Here is a 17,265-nt window from a genome sequence, read left to right on the forward strand (position 1 = left end):
GGGTGAAAATTTATGTCGCAAAAACGAAGGATAAGACTGCAAGGTCGTGCTAACGACCATGCAGTCATGCTGAGGAAGGGGACTTCTAGCGGCTCATCTCCTGCTGAATGCTGCCCAGCGTACGCGGCCAGGGCTTACCCGCCTGCAGCTTGGCCGGCAGGGTTTTCACCGCTGCCTGAGCTGCATCGCGACTAGCAAAGCTACCGTAGGTCAGCACATACAACGGCTGCCCCTGGTGAACCTTCTTGAAGTAGCGATACTCGCTACCGCCCTCGCGCACCAGCGCTTGAATGTTGGCCTCAGAACGCGATCCGGCGATCTGCAAAGCAAAACGCGAGGCTGGCTGCTGCGCATACCAGTTACCACCAGACGCACTCGACGCCACGGGCTTGGCAGGCGCCGGGGTAGGGGCCGGGGTAGGGGCCGGACTAGAAACCGGCGGCTTGGCTGCCGCAGGCTCAGGCTGCTTGACTGCAGGTGCAGGTGCAGGTGCAGGTGCAGGTGCAGGTGCAGGTGCAGGAGTAATTGGAGCCGTTGGCGCGGTAACGGTCGAGGGCGCAGGCGAGGCCGGCGGCTCGAAATTATCCAGTTCCTCGCCCGCAGCCTCAGCCAGCGGCTGTCGAATGACCGCCTGCGACTCACCAACCAAGGGTAACGGCAGAGGCTGGCTGCTACCGGCAAATTCAATAGCTGGCGTCTGCGCCGGCTCTTGGGCCCCGGCAGCCTTCTCCTGCTCAGCGGCAGGCGCAGCAGACTGCAACGGCAGTGATGAGCCAGTCGGCACCTCAGTCGAAGGCTGCGAATCACGGCCCTGCATCAGCCACGCAGCCGCAACACCAATCAACACCACACCCAGCGCGAGCACATGCTTTTTCGGCAGCGCGAACGAAAAGCCACCCGCACGCCCCACGGAACGCTGTGCCAGCATCTGCTCAACCAATAACTCACGCGCCTCGGTATTAATGGAGCCCGGCCAACCGCCAGAGCGCTGATGGATATCATCGATCTGCTCCTCCGTCAGCACCTCGATGTCCTGGCCCGCACCGTCGAGGCGCTGCGCAAGGTACTCGCGAGTCTCATCCTCACCGTAGGGCTGCAATTCGATGGCATGGTAGGACTCCTCGCCACCACTCAACGCCTCGAGACGATCGAGCAACTCATGCTCGGCGAAAAGAAACACATGAGGCCGCCCCTCGGAGTTACCGGCAGCCAGAGCCAGAACGCTCTTCAGCGCAGAGTCGTCCAGTTGATCGGCATCATCGATCAGCAGATACACCTCCTGCCCGGTCAACGCCAACTGCCCGACCTGCGCCAGAACCGAACGCACGTCAGCATTCGCAACGGAAAGCCCCTGAGCCACCTGACGCAGCAATGCCTCGCTACCACTTACGCCCTGAGCAATAACGATGCTCTGCACCGCCTGCTTGTTGGTGCTGGCGACCAGCGCCTGACGCAGCAAGGTCTTGCCGCTACCATGCGGGCCAACCACCGCTAGCAGCAACTGGCTATAGCGCGCAAGGTGATGCAGCTGCCCCAGCACCGGCTTACGCTGCGCAGGGAAAAACTTGAAACCGGGCACTCGCGGCGCAAAGGGGTCGTGACTGAACTGGTAATGCGCCAGAAAAGCTTCGTCAGCATGCAAACTGGTCATGGATCACTCTTCAAGAGTTGAACGACTGAGCCAGAGCCACGTAATCACTACGTAGCGTGGCGTCGAGAATTTCACGCGGGTAATCGGCAGTTACCACGGCCTCACCCAGGCGTTTTAGCAGCACCAGGCGCAATTGCCCGTCCAGCACTTTTTTATCTACTGCCATGTGCTCGAGAAATTGCTCGGGCGTCATGTCCTGCGGAGGGACGATTGGCAAACCGGCATCCTGCAGAAGGCGAGCACCTCGATCACGCTCGGCAGCCGACAGCCAGCCAAGACGATAGGACATTTCCAACGCCATCACCGTTCCAGCGGCGACAGCCTCTCCATGTAGCCAGACACCATAGCCCTGCTCGGTCTCGATCGCATGGCCGAAGGTATGACCAAGATTGAGCGTCGCACGCACACCTGACTCGCGCTCATCAGCCCCGACCACACGCGCCTTGGCTACACACGAACGCTCGATTGCATAGGTCAATGCCGCCTGATCAAGGCTGAGCAATGCCACCATGTTGGTTTCGAGCCAGCCGAGAAATGGCTCATCGCAGATCAGGCCGTACTTGATCACCTCGGCCAAACCGGCGGACAACTCCCGAGCGGGCAAGGTTTGCAGGCTCGCAGTATCGATCAGCACCGCCTTGGGCTGGTAGAACGCACCGACCATGTTCTTGCCCAGCGGGTGGTTGATGCCGGTCTTGCCACCTACAGAGGAGTCGACTTGCGACAACAGCGTCGTCGGCACCTGAATGAAGTCGACGCCTCGCTGGTAGCAGGCCGCCGCAAAACCAGCCATGTCGCCAATGACACCACCGCCAAGCGCAATCACAGTGGTACGCCTATCATGACGAGCGGATAGAAGGCCGTCGAAGATCAGCTGTAGCGTTTCCCAGTTTTTGAAGGCCTCACCGTCGGGCAACACCACCGTGGCGATATTAAAACCCTCCAGCGCCTGCTTCAGAGGCTCCAGATAGAGAGGCGCGACAGTTTCATTGGTCACTATCGCCACCTGTCGACCGGCTATGTGCCGAGCCAGCAACTCAGGGCGCGCGAGCAACCCACTACCGATATAGATGGGATAACTGCGCTCGCCGAGTTCAACGTGAAGAGTCTGCATGAGGCCCCCAGGATAAAAAGGGCTCTAGGATAACGCAGTTCGCCCCGTGCTTTAACGGGGCGACAAGGCTTCCAGGCGCGAGAGAATTTCTTGAACGACCATCCGCGGCGGACGCTCGTCCGTTTCGATCACGACATCGGCGACCTCTCGATACAGAGGATCACGCATCGCCATCAGATCTCGCAGCACCTGCGCCGGATTGGCAGTGCGCAGCAAGGGCCGATTACGATCACGCGAAGTCCGATCGATCTGCTGCTCAACGGACGTATGCAGATACACAACACGCCCGCCAGCGTGCAACGCCTGACGATTCGCTTCACGCATCACCACACCGCCACCGGTGGCCAATACCAGGCCGTCCTGCGCAGAAAGCTCGGCGATCACCGCCTGCTCCCGCTCACGAAAACCCTGCTCCCCCTCGACATCGAAGATCCAGGGGATATCAGCACCCGTACGCTGCTCGATCTCCTTGTCGGAGTCCTTGAAAGGCAAACGCAGTTCTTTTGCAAGCAAACGCCCGATGGTGCTCTTTCCAGCTCCCATCGGGCCAATGAGGATTACATTCCGCACTTAGGTCATCGATTCACGGCAATGGCTTGAGTATTTAGGATACGCGGCGTCAGAAAGATAAGCAGCTCCGATTTTTGATCGGTGACCGAATCTCGACGAAATACTCTCCCGACGTACGGTAAATCGCCCAAGAACGGAACCTTATCAACTGTCTTCGACTGGGTATTGGAATAAACACCACCAATAACAATCGTCTCACCATCCGAAACAAGAACCTTAGCATTAACCTCATTCTTCTTAATTGGCGGAACACCTAAAACTGCATTATTGTAATCAGGCTCATCCTTATTGACTTTTACCTCAATAATAATTCGGTTATCAGGCGTAATTTGCGGGGTTACTTCAAGAGCCAAAGCAGCCTCCTTGAAGGAAACAGTGGTCGCGCCACTTGAGCTTGCCTCTTGGTATGGAACCTCAGTGCCTTTGAGAATCTTGGCTGTTTCTTTGTCCGCAGTCACAACCTTGGGCTGAGAGACAATTTCACCATTACCGGTCTTCTCCATTGCAGAAAGCTCAAGATCGAGAATGGTATTATCAGTAACAAAACCGATGCCTATGCCAGAAGTTCGATTAGCCACACCAAGGTCAACAAAGGGGAAATTACCATTCGAGTCCTCACCTGAATTTCCACCCTCATCACCGTTATCATCATTCCCATAACCGACCCACTTACCACCACCAAATACCTTTGTCCCACCCCAACGCACACCCAAGGCCTTATCATAATCGACGTTGGCCTCGACAATTCGAGCTTCAATCATAACTTGACGCACAGGTATATCCAGCTGAGCAACAATTCGCCTCAACTCATCCAATCGATCTTGAGTTTGATAAGCAATAATACTATTAGTGCGATCATCAACAGTAATAGACCCCCGATCCCCGCCGCCCTCCTCAATATTAGCAACAGACTGGAAGAGAGTAGCCATATCAGAAGCTTTAGCGTAGTTAACTTGAATTAACTCTCTACGCAACGGAGCCAATTCTGCAATCTGCTTTTGCGACTCTAACTCTTGACGCTCACGCGCAGCTATTTCATCCGCTGGAGCAACGAGCAAAACATTACCAATTTTTCTCTGATCCAAACCCTTAGTCTTCAACACAAGATCCAGGGCCTGATCCCACGGCACATTCTGCAGCCGCAGCGTAATACTCCCAGATACTGTATCGCTAGCCACAAGATTCAAATCGGTAAAATCTGCAATTAATTGCAAAACCGACCGAACGTCAATATCCTGAAAGTTCAGCGACAGTTTCTCACCTGCGTACGAAAAACGCTCAATCTTTCGGCGCTCAGCATCATCCTGACTCAGAGGCTTCACACTCAAAGTCAACTTATTCTCTGTTTGGTAGGCGAGATAATCATAGAGCCCAACCGGCTCAATCACCACACTCGCCCCGCCCCCTATGCTACTAGCACTGACAAATTGCACGGGGGTGGCAAAATCTTTTACATCCAGTCTCACACGTAGGGACTCGGGCAGCTGAGTTTTAGCGAAGTCAAGACGAATCTTCCCGCCCTGCTCTTGAATATTTGGGCTCACAGAAGAGTCGGATAGAGTAATAACTACATTCCCCTCCCCCTGCTCGCCACGCTGAAAATCGATATTACTTACCGATTTACCAGTGGACACTCCTAAAGGCTGACGAAGAGCAGACAAAGGTTGCACCACTGGAGTCGAAGCAGATGCCACAGAACTTGCCGCCTCTGCAACACCGATAAGAACATAAAGATTGTTGCCCTCGACTCGCGTCGCATATGGCACAAGACTCATCAAGTTGACAATTAGACGGGTTCTATCCTTAGCCTCCACAAAGGTAACACTTCGCGCATTACCCACTCCAAGCTCTCTATTCTTAGTACCAAGTTTATTGGATACGCCTGGCAAGTCGATAGCGATGCGTGCAGGCTGCTCAATTGTATAGCCGCGCGGCGCCACAACTGGCTCATCAAAGGCAAGCTTGAGCTCAACCCTATCCCCCGGCAAACTTGCTACATCTAGCGACTGTAGGCTTGCAGCCAATAAAAAAGGAGAAGATAGCGAAATCAACAATGCAACGCTGAAACGCGACAGGGAGCTATTCATTCTCATATTCCGCCGGACAGACTGAGTAGTTATATTCATTATATACATACCGCCCCTTCAAGAGCGCTCCTTAATGGAGAGGCTTCGCGGCCGTTCAAGCCACCCCCCCTCACCATCAGGAACAATTTCCACTACATCCACTTTCGAACCATCAATAGATGTAATTCGACCATGATTCCGCCCAAGATAGTCACCGACCTTCACTCGATGAACTCCTCCCGCACCACTGACAAGAGCAGAAAGGCCTGAAGCGTTCCCCAGAGTCCCCACCATTTCAAAAGTCTCGATATTGAAACCTTCTAAAAATTGCTTAATTCGACCCTCATCAGGCTTAACCTCCTGAGAACCTTTCTGTCGGCTTACCATATCAATCTTAACTGGTGGCTGAAATGGACTGCGCAACGACGCGGCGCGGTAAGTAAAACTTTCATACGGCTGAAATTTGGGCAAAGGTTCTATGGAGCCCTTGGGGCGCGCGCGCACCTCGTCCATGTAAGACTGCAGATCCGAAAATCCATTATCTGAGCCGCACCCTGACAGAACAAAAAGACTAAAAATAAAGAGCAAAGGAGATCGCATCATTACTGAACACCCTTGTCATTATATCTATAAGTTTTGGCCAAAATATGCATGCTGAGAGCACTCCCACCCTCAGATTTGACAGGAGCCAACTCAAAGTCATGCAAAGTCACAATTCGAGGCAAACTGGCGACCCCACTCACAAAAGTCGCTAGATCATGGTATGCACCAGTAACCTTTATCTCAATTGGCAACTCTATATAAAATTGCTGCACGACCTCAGGAAGAAGTTTAATTTCCTCAAATTCCAAACCACTACCCAAACCAGTGCGGGTAATATCTTCCAGCAGTCCTGGAACTTCCGTATCACTTGGCAACTGACGAAGAAGAGCACCAAAGGAAACCTCCATTTCCTTCATCTGCTCTTTGTAGGCTTCCAGGTTCGCGGCTTGAAAAGCTTTACTAGAAAACTGCTCCTTAAGATTCTGCTCTTCCTGCTGGCGTTGCTCCAAAATACTTTGCATATCTTTCAGGTGAAAATTGTAGCCAAGCCCTAAAACAACTATCAGCAACAATAGCCCTGCAATGAACTTGACCGAGCCTGGCCACGACCCCACATTATTAAGATCCAACTCATTCAGATCGACACTACGCAAGCTTTCCAGAGAGTCTCGAATGCTCATTTCCCGGCCTCCGCTTGCTCGTGATCAGGCTGAGTCTGCTGAACGCTCAGCTGAAACACGTTTGCCTGATCCAAGGCGCCTGCCGTGACAGCCTTCACTTCAGTCAAATTAGGAGCGGTTAACCACTCCGAACTATCCAAGTTACGCATAAGGTTCGAAACGCGATTATTCGACTCTGCAGCGCCAACAATAGCGATATTTTTATCAGTCATTTTGACGCTGGTGAAATACACACCATCCGGCAGCGTTCTCACTAACTGATCAAATACCCGACCGATGATTGGCCGGTTACCCTGCAAGTCCTGGATGATTTTCATACGCTCTAGCAATTGCTGCCTACGCGTGCGCAGCTCGCTAATCTCCTGAATTCGAGCATCAAGAACAGCAATCTCCTTCTTAACGAAGTCATTGCGTGCAGTTTGATTATCAATCGCCGCGCTAAGCATCTGATCGCCGAGAAATACGAGGCCTGCGGCAACAACGAGAACACCGACGAGACTGACCAGAAAACGCTGTTTACGCTCTTCGCGCAGCTGTTCGCGCCAAGGAAGTAGATTGATCCGCGCCATCAGTCGAAACTCCTCATCGCCAGACCACAGGCAATCATCAATGCCGGCGCATCGCTGGCCAGCGCACCAGCGTTGACCTTGCTGCTAAGCGCCATGTCGGCGAAGGGGTTGGCCACAAGTGTCTGCGTACCAATCTTCTGCTGAATCAGCCGATCGAGATCAGGAATGGATGCGGTACCTCCAGCCAGCAGGATGTAGTCAACATCATTGAATTGTCCGGCGGCGAAGAAGAACTGTAGTGAGCGAGAAACCTGCTGAACGACAGCTTCTTTGAACGGCTGCAAAACCTCACTGTCGTAGTCATCTGGAAGACCACCTTGCTTCTTGGCAAGCCCAGCTTCTTCTACGGACAGGCCATAGCGACGCTGAATCTCTTCTGTCAATTGCTTACCGCCAAAAAGCTGCTCGCGGGTATAGATGGTGCGGCCATTGTGCAGCACGCTCAGCGTGGTCATGGTGGCTCCGATATCGACCACCGCAACCGTCAGCTCATCATGACCGGCACCCAACTGGGCTTCCAGCAGACCGTAGGCACGCTCGAGCGCATAGGCTTCAACGTCGACAACTTTGGCAGTGAGCCCCGCAAGTGCCAGCGCAGCCTCGCGCACTTCGACGTTTTCCTTACGGCAGGCAGCCAGCAGAACCTCGACGCGCTCAGGATTGCGCGGAGCAGGCCCCTGCACTTCGAAATCGATGGCGACTTCTTCAAGCGGATAAGGGATGTACTGGTCGGCTTCGATCTTCAGCTGGTTTTCCAGATCATCGTCGGAAAGCCCGGCCTCCATCTCGATGGTCTTGGTGATTACCGCAGATCCAGCCACAGCAACGGCCGCGGTCTTGACGCCAGATTTAGCCTTGGCCAGAACCCGTGACAGCGCCTGCCCGACCCCCTCGAGCTCGGCGATGTTCTTCTCGACCACTGCATTCGGCGGAAGCGGTTCGACTGCGTAAGCCTCTACCTTGTAGCGGCTTCCCGAGCGACTCAATTCCAGGAGCTTGACCGAAGTCGAGCTGATATCGATCCCCAGCAGCGTATTCGCTTTCTTAGTGAAGAGCCCTAGCACGACCGTTTTCCTATTGGCATCCGCGACTTACGGACTATTTATGTTTTTCCACATTAAATATCAGTCTTGACAGAAGCGCAAATGGCTCCCTGGGAAAAAAAACGCTTATAATGTGATCAGCTTTTCCCTTTTAGCCTCGGCTCCTGCTTAACTCATTCTTTTACTTGGAATTCCGAACATTTTGATACGCCTGCTGAAGTTCTTCTGGTGGTCTTGCGTTGCCGTTTTCTGTGGGCTATTGCTCAGTTTGAGCGGCGCGTTTCTTTATCTTAGCCCGACCCTTCCTTCCGTCGAGTCGCTGCGCCAGGTACAGCTACAGATCCCCCTGCGCGTCTACAGCAGCGATGCCAAGCTGATCGCTGAATTCGGCGAAATGCGTCGCTCCCCCATCCGCTTCGACGAAATTCCCAAGGAATTCATCAGCGCCCTACTGGCAGCCGAAGACGATAATTTCGCCAATCATTATGGCGTCGATGTGACCAGCCTGATGCGCGCTGCCACGCAATTATTGAAAAGCGGCCAGATTCAGAGCGGCGGTAGTACCATCACCATGCAGGTAGCGAAGAACTTCTTCCTCACCAGCGAGCGCAGCTTCTCGCGCAAGGCCACCGAAATTCTCCTGGCTCTGCAGATCGAACGTGAATTGAGCAAGGATGAAATCCTCGAGCTCTACGTCAACAAGATTTACCTGGGCAACCGCGCCTACGGCATCGAAGCTGCCGCTCAGGTGTATTACGGCAAATCGATCCGCGACCTGAACCTGGCGCAGATGGCGATGATCGCCGGTCTGCCGAAAGCCCCCTCGCGCTACAACCCGCTGGTCAACCCGACACGCGCCAAAGAGCGCCGCGACTGGATCCTCGGTCGCCTGTATCGCCTTGGCCGCATCGACCAAGCCACCTACGAGACCGCACTGGCCGAGGTTGTTGACGCCCGCCACCATGTTCCAGCCCCAGAACTCAGCGCACCTTATATAGCCGAGATGGCACGCGCCGAAATGGTCGGCCGCTACGGCAGCGAGGCATACACCGAAGGTTTCAATGTCACCACGACGGTTCCCAGCCACTTGCAGGAAGTGGCCAATGTCGCGCTACGCGAAGGACTAATCAGCTACGACCAGCGCCACGGCTATCGCGGCCCGGAGAGCCGCTTGCCGGGCATGACGCGCGAGACCTGGCTCAGCGAGTTGAGCAAGTTCCGCTCCATAGGCGGATTGGAGCCCGCAGTCGTCTCTCAGGTAGAGAAAAGCGGCATTCTGGTACTGACTCGTAACGGCGAAGAACAAGCCGTGTCCTGGGACAGCATGAAATGGGCGCGCCCTTTCCTCAACACCAATAGCCTGGGGCCTCGTCCGCAACAACCGGCGGACGTCGCTCAAGTCGGCGACATCGTACGTGTGCAACGCCAGGAAGATGGCAGCCTGCGCTTCATGCAGGTGCCGGCCGCGCAAAGCGCTCTGGTCTCACTCGACCCTTACAGCGGTGCGATCCAGGCACTGGTTGGCGGTTTCTCCTTCGACCAGAGCAACTACAACCGTGCCGTACAGGCCAAGCGCCAACCCGGCTCCAGCTTCAAGCCCTTCGTCTATAGCGCCGCGCTGGATAACGGTTACACGGCGTCGACGCTGGTCAACGATGCGCCGATCATCCTCTCCGACGATTACCTGTCGCAGAAATGGCGTCCGAAGAACGATAACAACACCTTCCTCGGTCCGATCCGCCTGCGCGAAGCCCTGTACAAATCGCGCAACCTGGTCTCGATACGTCTGCTGCAAGACATGGGCATCGACCGCAGCCTGCGCTATATCGAGCGCTTCGGCTTCGCCCCGCAAGACCTGCCGCGCAACCTCTCGCTGGCTCTGGGCACCGCCAGCCTGACCCCGATGGAAATTGCCGAAGGCTGGGCCACGTTCGCCAATGGCGGCTACAAGATCGAGCCGTATCTGATCGAGCGTATCGACGATCGCAATGGCAAACCGCTGTTCCGCGCCAACCCGGCTCGCGTGCCAGGCAGTGCGCCGATCGAGGAGAACGCCAACCTCGCCGTCAACGCGACCGATGAATTGCCGCTGGAGGAACCCAAGGTCGCCGAGCAGATCATCGACGAGCGCACCGCCTACATCATGACCAGCATGCTGCAGGACGTGATCAAGCGTGGTACCGGCCGACGCGCCCTCGCCCTTGGCCGTAATGATCTGGCAGGCAAGACCGGCACCACCAACGAGTCGAAGGACAGCTGGTTCTCTGGCTACAACGCCGATTATGTGACCACTGTCTGGGCGGGCTTCGATCAACCAGAAAGCCTGGGCCGCCATGAGTATGGTGGCACCGTGGCACTGCCGATCTGGATGAGCTACATGGGGGCTGCACTCAAGGATCGTCCTAACCACCTGCCGAAAGAACCCAAGGGCTTGCTGACGCTGCGAGTCGACCCGGTCAGCGGCCGCGCTGCCAGTCCCGGCACTCCAGATGCCTATTTCGAGCTGTTCAAGAGCGAGGATTCACCACCGCCCATGAGCGAGTTCGAACCCGGCATGGGGGCACCCGGCAGCCCACTGCCTGCTGACGAGATGGCACCGATCGATCTTTTCTGACTTAGCGCAGACAATAAAAAACCCGCCTAGGCGGGTTTTTTATTGCATCCAGCAGCTTAGCCGTTGAACACCTCATCCACCGAATTCAGCGGATAGTGCTTCGGATACGGCAGAGTCGCCACGCCGGATTCGATGGCAGCCTTGGCCACGGCATCGCAAACGACGTTGATCAGGCGCTGATCCATCGGTTTCGGAATGATGTACTCACGACCGAACTCCAGCTTGATACCGCCGTAAGCGTCGCAGACGTCCTGCGGCACCGGCAGCTTGGCCAGGTCACGCAGGGCCAGGGCTGCAGCAATCTTCATTTCTTCGTTGATGCGAGTAGCGCGAACATCCAGCGCCCCACGGAAGATGAAGGGGAAGCCCAGTACGTTGTTGACCTGGTTCGGATAGTCGGAACGACCGGTGGCCATGATCACGTCATTACGGGTGGCATGCGCCAGCTCGGGGCTGATTTCCGGATCCGGGTTGGAGCACGCGAAGACGATCGGGTTGGCCGCCATGCGCTTGAGGTCTTCAGCGCTCAGCAGGTTGGCACCAGACAGACCGACGAATACATCGGCACCGTCCAAGGCGTCGGACAGGCTGCGTTTGTCGGTTTCGCTAGCGAACACGGCCTTGTACTGGTTCAGGTCGTCACGGCCGGCGTGGATCACGCCCTTGCGGTCGATCATGAAGATGTTCTCGACCTTGGCACCCATGCTCACCAGCAGTTTCATGCAGGAGATAGCAGCTGCACCGGCGCCCAGGCAGACGATCTTCGCCTCTTCCAGAGTCTTGCCGGCGATTTCCAGGGCATTGAGCATGCCGGCCGCGGTGACGATGGCGGTACCGTGCTGGTCATCGTGGAATACCGGGATGTCGCACTGTTCGATCAGCGCGCGCTCGATCTCGAAGCACTCAGGCGCCTTGATATCTTCCAGGTTGATGCCACCGAAGGTGATGGAGATGCGCTTGACGGTGTCAATGAAGGCCTGCGGGCTTTCAGCGTCGACTTCGATGTCGAACACGTCGATGCCAGCGAAGCGCTTGAACAGTACACCTTTACCTTCCATTACCGGCTTGGAAGCCAGTGGGCCGAGGTTACCCAGACCGAGGATGGCAGTACCGTCGGAAATTACGGCGACCAGGTTGCCCTTACCGGTATAGCGGTAGGCCAGTTCGGCATCGCGAGCGATCTCGCGTACCGGTTCGGCTACGCCTGGGCTGTATGCGAGGGACAGGTCGCGGGCAGTGGCAGTGGCTTTGGTCAGCTCGACACTCAACTTACCGGGACGGGGCTGAGCGTGATATTCGAGAGCGGCTGTTTTTAGATCGGACATAGTGGCATTTCCGCTTTTATGAGGCTTGTTGAACGGGCGCGGCCGAGGATACGCAACTTGTATACAGCTGCACAAGACAGCTTGGTCGCGATCGGACTGCGCGGCCAGAGCCGCTTATAGCCAATTTTGTAGTTTTACTACAAGTCATTAGCGGAGGACTTTCAGCCACTCACCCGCCTTCGGCTCGCCGCTTGGGTAGAGATTATTGAGCAGTCGCAGCTGCCCCTCCGCACCACTTTGCAACGGACTTTCCTTGGCCAGCGCGGCCATGGTTTGCCCGTTCTTTGCGCGCGCCGTGTGCAAACGCACCGGCTCAGCCAGCTTGCGCTCCTCGGCCTTGAGCGGACGGAAACTGCGGATGACCGACAGGAAGCGCTCGTCTTCGGTTTCCAGCGACGCCTGCCCTTTCAAACCGGCCACGAACAGGTACGCACCGTCGCCACGATAGATCACCGCCACTCGCCGGGCCGACTGTCCCTGCAAAACCGCGGTGTAGCCCTGCAGCGATCCCAGGCGTAGCTCTTCGCCCGCCACCAGACGCTGGTTGCCAGCTCGCTTGCGCAGGTACTCAGCCGGCGTCAGTGCCTTGTCGGCCGCCTCCAGGGTCATGGCGATGAATGCCTGTTCGTCCTCGGTGTGACCAATCAGCACATCAGGGCGATTTACCAACTGCCAGCCCTGCGGATAGCTCAGGGTGAAATCCAGCGGCCCGTGATAGAAATGCCGTCCACGACGAATGCCACTGTCAGCCGAGTCGCCGAACACCAAGCCGTCGATCATCTGCATGAAGGTATCGCGCCCCACTTCCTGGGAACCGCCGACCAGCGCCTGAGCCGGGCCGATTACCTCTTTCAGGCGCCGGTCGTTGTCCGGGTGGGTATCGAACAGGCCGTGGTAACCGCCCGCAGGCTGCGCCTCGCCGCGCTTGGCTGCCTGATCACGAGCGAAGTCTTCCTGATTTTTCAGGACGCGCACCACCTCGATCATCGCCTGCGGGTCATAGCCACCACGCGCCAGGTACTGAGCGCCGAGGCCGTCGGCTTCCAGCTCCATGTCGCGGCCGTAGCCACGGACGAAAGCGTTGCCCATCACACTGGTCAGATCACCGAGCGCACCCACGCCGGTGCCAATGGCCGCCGCTTGTCCCAGCAAGCCCCAGGCCGTGGATTGGCTTTGCTGGCGCACGCTGTGGCGCGCCGTGACGTGGCCGACCTCATGACCGAGCACCGCCGCCAGTTCGGCCTCGGAATTCAGATAGGCCAGCAGGCCACGGTGGATATAAATGTAGCCCCCGGGCAATGCGAAGGCGTTGACGTCAGGGCTGTCGACCAGGGTGAACACGTAGTTCAGTTGATTGCGGTGACTGGCGCGCGCCACCCGCTCGCCAACGCGCTGGATATAAGCCTGCAACTTGGCGTCGTTGTAGCGCGGATTTTCCTTGGCGATTTCCTGGTTGTAGCGGGCACCGAGATCCAGCTCCTGGCGCTCGCTCATCATCACGAAGTCGTTGCGGCCAGTAGCCGGATTGACCGCACAACCGGCCAACCACGAGAGCACCAGGCCGGCCACGAGAACACGCATCATCGAACCACCTCCAACATCGCCGGATGGGTAATCGGCAGCATCCAGCGTGCCTGTCCGGATTTCAAGCCACCGCGACGCTGGCGATCGATGACCCAGCCACGCGCTTCCACTTGCCGCCCTTTGAGCTGCTGCAAAGCGCGCACATCGAACTCACCGAGCAACTCAGGCGCCACCCGTAGCACCCGGCCGCCATCGAGATCAATCCAGAGACCGCCCCGGTTGCGCTGCACGCTGGCAACGCGCCCGCCGAGCAAAGCGAAGCCACCACTGCGTAGCTGACCAGCCGTCCTCACCTGCTCGTCGCGCCACAAGCCGAGCTGCTTGCTGCGGGCCTGGCGCTCGGCCGCCGTGTGGCAGCGCACCAGCTCGCTATTGGGAGCCACGGCCACCATAAAGCCCAGCCCTTCGGCCAGCAGCTGCGCTTCGAGGTTACGCCCCTGACGATCATGAAGATGGGCCAGAGTGCGCCCGTAACGATCCTTGCGCTGCTCGCCGTACAACAGACCGACACGTCCGTCACTGGCATCGACCAGCGCCTGTAGGCGGCGCTTGGCCTGCACCGCATAAGGCTCGTCGCTGCGCCCCTTGCGCCCCAGCTCGGGTGCGTTGATGCCGATCAGGCGAATGCTGCGCCCGTCGGCCAGACGCACCGTGTCGCCATCGACCACCTGGCGTACGGCGGCCTGGGCGAGATCTGCGCGCAGCGGGCAGAATGCCTGGGCCAGGTCGACACACAGCAGAGAAACGAAAAAGGCGCCCACCAGGGACGCCTTTTTCAGTAGCACGGAGTGGCGCATGCCAGATTCCGTTTTCGTTCGGTCGCTTACTTGGCGCCGAATACGCCGAAGCGCTGCTTGAAGCGATCGATACGGCCGCCGGTGTCCAGTACTTTCTGCTTACCGGTGTAGAACGGGTGGCACTCGGAGCAAACGTCGAGGCTCAGGTTCTTGCCCAGGGTGGAGCGGGTCTTGATCACGTTACCGCAGGAGCAGGTAGCGTCGATTTCGACGTAGTTCGGATGGATATCGGCTTTCATTGTGCTTTCCTCAGGGTAGTCGTGCCGCCACCCGACCAATGTCAGGCACCGCACAGAAATAGGCCGCGCATCTTACCAGACGCGCGAGTCGATGCAAGCCACGCAAGGCGCCGGTCGTCGCGTGCTAACATCGCGGGCCTGTCAATGGAGCTTCTGGCTTGCCCAACCTGATCCTGCGCCTCGCCCTGCCCTCGCCGCTGCGCCGCCTGTTCGACTACCTCGCCCCCGCTGGCGTGTCGCGCAGTGCCTTGCAGCCAGGCGTGCGACTGCGCGTGCCGTTCGGCCGGCGCGAGATGATCGGCGTGCTGGTGGAAGTCGACAGCCAGAGCGAAGTTCCGATGGACAAGCTCAAGCCAGCCCTGGAACTGCTTGACGCCCGCCCACCGCTGCCGGCGCCGTTGTTCAAGCTATGCCTATGGACAGCGCAGTACTACCAGCACAGCCTCGGCGACACCCTGAGCTGGGCCTTGCCGGTAATGCTGCGCCAGGGTGAGCCAGCCGAAACCCGCCAGGAGCGTTACTGGCTGGCCAGCAAGGGTGCCAGCGTCGACGACCCAAGACTGGCCCGCGCACCGCGCCAACGCGACGCCCTCAAGGCGCTGGCGCAACATCCTCATGGCGTGGCCCACAGCCTGCTCAGCCAGCTGCAACTCAACCGCGACAGCCTGCAGCTGCTACATGAAAAGGGTCTGGTACGGGTCGAGGTGCGCCGCACCCAACCTCATGCCAAACCTGCGCACTGGCTGGCGCAACCGGAACTACCACTGAACGCCGAACAACGTGCCGCGGTGAATGCCGTAGCGTCGGGCTGGGATCAGTTCAATGCCTTTCTACTGGCGGGGGTCACCGGCAGCGGCAAGACCGAGGTTTACCTGCAACTGATCCACCAGTGCCTGGAAGCCGGCAAGCAGGCACTGGTACTGATCCCAGAGATCAACCTCGGCCCGCAGACCTTCGACCGTTTCGCCCGCCGTTTCAATGCACGCATCGCCCTGCTGCACTCGGCAGTGAACGACCGCGAACGTCTGGACGCCTGGCTGGCAGCACGCGATGGCGAGGCCGACATCATCATCGGGACGCGCTCGGCGCTGTTCACGCCGATGAAGAATCCGGGGCTGATCATCGTCGACGAAGAACACGACGCCTCCTATAAACAGCAGGAAGGTCTGCGCTATCACGCCCGCGACCTGGCCCTCGTACGCGCTCACCAGGAAGACGTGCCGATCGTGCTCGGCTCCGCAACCCCCTCGCTGGAAAGCCTGCACAACGCCCACAGCGGCCGCTACGCCCTGCTCAAACTGACCCAGCGCGCCGGCGGTGCCAGCCAGCCGCGTTTCCTGCGCCTGGACGTGAAGAGCCGGCCGCTGGACTCGGGCATATCCGGGCCGATGCAGCAGGCCATCGCCCAGACCCTGGCGGCCGGCCAGCAGGTGCTGGTGTTCCTCAACCGCCGTGGCTTCGCCCCAACCCTGCTCTGCCACGACTGCGGCTGGCTGTCGGAATGCCCGCGTTGCGATGCGCGCATGACCGTGCACCAGCGCTACCAGGAACTGCGCTGCCACCACTGCGGCCATGTCGAACGCCAGCCGAGCAACTGCCCCAAATGCCAGCATGTCGACCTGCGTCCAGTCGGTGCTGGCACCGAGCGCGCCGAAGAGCGCCTGGCGGTGCTGTTCCCCGATTACCCGGTGCTGCGCATCGACCGCGACAGCACCTCGCGCAAGGGCGCGATGGATCGCCTGTTCGCCACCATCAACAAGGGTGAACCGTGCATCCTGGTCGGCACCCAGATGCTCGCCAAAGGTCACCATTTCCCCCGGGTGACGCTGGTGTCGATTCTCGATGCCGACGGCGGGCTGTTCTCCGCGGACTTTCGCGCCAGCGAGCGCATGGCGCAGCTGATCGTCCAGGTCGCTGGCCGCGCCGGCCGCGCCGAAGAGCCGGGCAAGGTGATAATCCAGAGTCACCTGGCCGACCACCCCCTATTGGTTCAACTCACCGAACAAGGCTACTTCGCCTTTGCCGAGCAAGCCCTGAGCGAACGCAGGGCTGCTGGCTTGCCACCATTCTGTCACCTGGCATTGCTGCGCGCCGAGGCGCACAAGCCGGGCCAGGCCGAAGGTTTTCTCGACGAAGCCTGCCATGAGGCCGAGTTGCTGCTGAACGAACTTGGCCTTTCCGGCATCGAACTACTCGGGCCCGTGCCAGCACCGATGGAACGCCGCGCCGGCCGCTTCCGCGCGCAACTACTGGTACAGGGCAATGCCCGTGCACCGCTGCATCGCCTGCTCACACCATGGCTGCACGCCCTGGAACAAATGCCCAGCGGTCGTGCAGTGCGCTGGTCGCTGGATGTCGACCCGATCGACCTGTTCTAGGGAGTGCGCCGTGCGCACAGACTCCAAAAGCCATCAGGGCGCACTGTGCATCCCACAAGTTATGGCCTGCGGCTTGCCGCTGCTTTTATAAT

At 58.1% G+C, this 17,265-nt stretch carries 14 protein-coding genes; 2 read left to right on the forward strand and 12 right to left on the reverse strand.

The features are described 5' to 3' along the window. Nucleotides 1-85: 85 nt before the first annotated feature. From C7A17_RS07355 to C7A17_RS07390, 8 genes are read right to left on the reverse strand one after another with little or no spacing between them, the layout of a single operon-like run. Nucleotides 86-1,651 carry an AAA family ATPase gene (locus C7A17_RS07355; RefSeq protein ID WP_106737409.1) on the reverse strand — a complete coding sequence of 522 codons (1,566 nt, stop codon included), beginning with the start codon at nt 1,649-1,651 and terminating at the stop codon, nt 86-88. A 10-nt stretch (nt 1,652-1,661) separates the two neighbouring features. Continuing rightward, the gene (gene aroB, locus C7A17_RS07360) at nt 1,662-2,765 is read right to left on the reverse strand and encodes a 3-dehydroquinate synthase (RefSeq protein WP_106737410.1); all 1,104 of its coding nucleotides are present in this window, start codon (nt 2,763-2,765) and stop codon (nt 1,662-1,664) included. A 51-nt stretch (nt 2,766-2,816) separates the two neighbouring features. Beyond that, the gene (gene aroK, locus C7A17_RS07365) at nt 2,817-3,335 is read right to left on the reverse strand and encodes a shikimate kinase AroK (RefSeq protein WP_106737411.1); all 519 of its coding nucleotides are present in this window, start codon (nt 3,333-3,335) and stop codon (nt 2,817-2,819) included. 5 nt (nt 3,336-3,340) lie between these two features. Then, complete coding sequence (pilQ, locus tag C7A17_RS07370) at nt 3,341-5,422, reverse strand: type IV pilus secretin PilQ family protein (protein WP_106742795.1); 2,082 nt, start codon at nt 5,420-5,422, stop codon at nt 3,341-3,343. A gap of 57 nt (nt 5,423-5,479) precedes the next feature. Further along, nucleotides 5,480-6,004 (reverse strand): type 4a pilus biogenesis lipoprotein PilP, encoded by a 525-nt coding sequence (gene pilP / locus C7A17_RS07375; RefSeq protein WP_106737412.1) that lies wholly within the window; start codon nt 6,002-6,004, stop codon nt 5,480-5,482. Beyond that, the gene (pilO, locus tag C7A17_RS07380) at nt 6,004-6,624 is read right to left on the reverse strand and encodes a type 4a pilus biogenesis protein PilO (RefSeq protein WP_106737413.1); all 621 of its coding nucleotides are present in this window, start codon (nt 6,622-6,624) and stop codon (nt 6,004-6,006) included. Before pilO ends, pilP begins: the two co-directional genes overlap by 1 nt. Further along, nucleotides 6,621-7,193, reverse strand: a complete 573-nt coding sequence (gene pilN, locus C7A17_RS07385) for a type 4a pilus biogenesis protein PilN (protein ID WP_106737414.1) — start codon at nt 7,191-7,193, stop codon at nt 6,621-6,623. The genes pilO and pilN overlap by 4 nt, the downstream gene beginning before the upstream one ends. After that, complete coding sequence (locus C7A17_RS07390; protein WP_106737415.1) at nt 7,193-8,257, reverse strand: pilus assembly protein PilM; 1,065 nt, start codon at nt 8,255-8,257, stop codon at nt 7,193-7,195. The genes pilN and C7A17_RS07390 overlap by 1 nt, the downstream gene beginning before the upstream one ends. A 181-nt stretch (nt 8,258-8,438) precedes the next feature. On the opposite strand from C7A17_RS07390, the gene C7A17_RS07395 reads away from it, so the two are divergent. Then, complete coding sequence (locus C7A17_RS07395; protein WP_106737416.1) at nt 8,439-10,850, forward strand: penicillin-binding protein 1A; 2,412 nt, start codon at nt 8,439-8,441, stop codon at nt 10,848-10,850. Between the two features lie 56 nt (nt 10,851-10,906). Here C7A17_RS07395 and C7A17_RS07400 read toward each other — a convergent pair whose 3' ends face one another. From C7A17_RS07400 to rpmE, 4 genes are all read right to left on the reverse strand, one after another. Beyond that, complete coding sequence (locus C7A17_RS07400; RefSeq protein ID WP_106737417.1) at nt 10,907-12,175, reverse strand: malic enzyme-like NAD(P)-binding protein; 1,269 nt, start codon at nt 12,173-12,175, stop codon at nt 10,907-10,909. A gap of 147 nt (nt 12,176-12,322) precedes the next feature. Further along, nucleotides 12,323-13,759: a M48 family metalloprotease gene (locus C7A17_RS07405; RefSeq protein ID WP_106737418.1), complete on the reverse strand. Its 1,437-nt coding sequence runs from the start codon at nt 13,757-13,759 to the stop codon at nt 12,323-12,325. Next, nucleotides 13,756-14,556: a thermonuclease family protein gene (locus C7A17_RS07410; protein ID WP_106737419.1), complete on the reverse strand. Its 801-nt coding sequence runs from the start codon at nt 14,554-14,556 to the stop codon at nt 13,756-13,758. Before C7A17_RS07410 ends, C7A17_RS07405 begins: the two co-directional genes overlap by 4 nt. 26 nt (nt 14,557-14,582) lie before the next feature. Continuing rightward, complete coding sequence (gene rpmE / locus C7A17_RS07415) at nt 14,583-14,795, reverse strand: 50S ribosomal protein L31 (protein WP_003459015.1); 213 nt, start codon at nt 14,793-14,795, stop codon at nt 14,583-14,585. A 158-nt stretch (nt 14,796-14,953) separates the two neighbouring features. Here rpmE and C7A17_RS07420 point away from each other — a divergent pair, with 158 nt between their 5' ends. After that, nucleotides 14,954-17,173: a primosomal protein N' gene (locus C7A17_RS07420; protein ID WP_106737420.1), complete on the forward strand. Its 2,220-nt coding sequence runs from the start codon at nt 14,954-14,956 to the stop codon at nt 17,171-17,173. Nucleotides 17,174-17,265: the final 92 nt, after the last annotated feature.

Source organism: Pseudomonas mendocina (genome assembly GCF_003008615.1).
GTDB classification, from domain to species: domain Bacteria; phylum Pseudomonadota; class Gammaproteobacteria; order Pseudomonadales; family Pseudomonadaceae; genus Aquipseudomonas; species Aquipseudomonas mendocina_C.

Excerpts from the sequence above, each read along its gene's own strand:
- pilO (WP_106737413.1), bottom strand. The coding sequence starts at position 6,624 with ATGAGCATTCGAGACTCTCTGGAAAGCTTGCGTAGTGTCGATCTGAAT.
- rpmE (WP_003459015.1), bottom strand. The coding sequence starts at position 14,795 with ATGAAAGCCGATATCCATCCGAACTACGTCGAAATCGACGCTACCTGC.
- pilN (WP_106737414.1), bottom strand. The coding sequence starts at position 7,193 with ATGGCGCGGATCAATCTACTTCCTTGGCGCGAACAGCTGCGCGAAGAG.
- C7A17_RS07405 (WP_106737418.1), bottom strand. The coding sequence starts at position 13,759 with ATGATGCGTGTTCTCGTGGCCGGCCTGGTGCTCTCGTGGTTGGCCGGT.
- pilP (WP_106737412.1), bottom strand. The coding sequence starts at position 6,004 with ATGATGCGATCTCCTTTGCTCTTTATTTTTAGTCTTTTTGTTCTGTCA.
- pilQ (WP_106742795.1), bottom strand. The coding sequence starts at position 5,422 with ATGAATAGCTCCCTGTCGCGTTTCAGCGTTGCATTGTTGATTTCGCTA.
- aroB (WP_106737410.1), bottom strand. The coding sequence starts at position 2,765 with ATGCAGACTCTTCACGTTGAACTCGGCGAGCGCAGTTATCCCATCTAT.
- C7A17_RS07355 (WP_106737409.1), bottom strand. The coding sequence starts at position 1,651 with ATGACCAGTTTGCATGCTGACGAAGCTTTTCTGGCGCATTACCAGTTC.
- C7A17_RS07410 (WP_106737419.1), bottom strand. The coding sequence starts at position 14,556 with ATGCGCCACTCCGTGCTACTGAAAAAGGCGTCCCTGGTGGGCGCCTTT.
- C7A17_RS07400 (WP_106737417.1), bottom strand. The coding sequence starts at position 12,175 with ATGTCCGATCTAAAAACAGCCGCTCTCGAATATCACGCTCAGCCCCGT.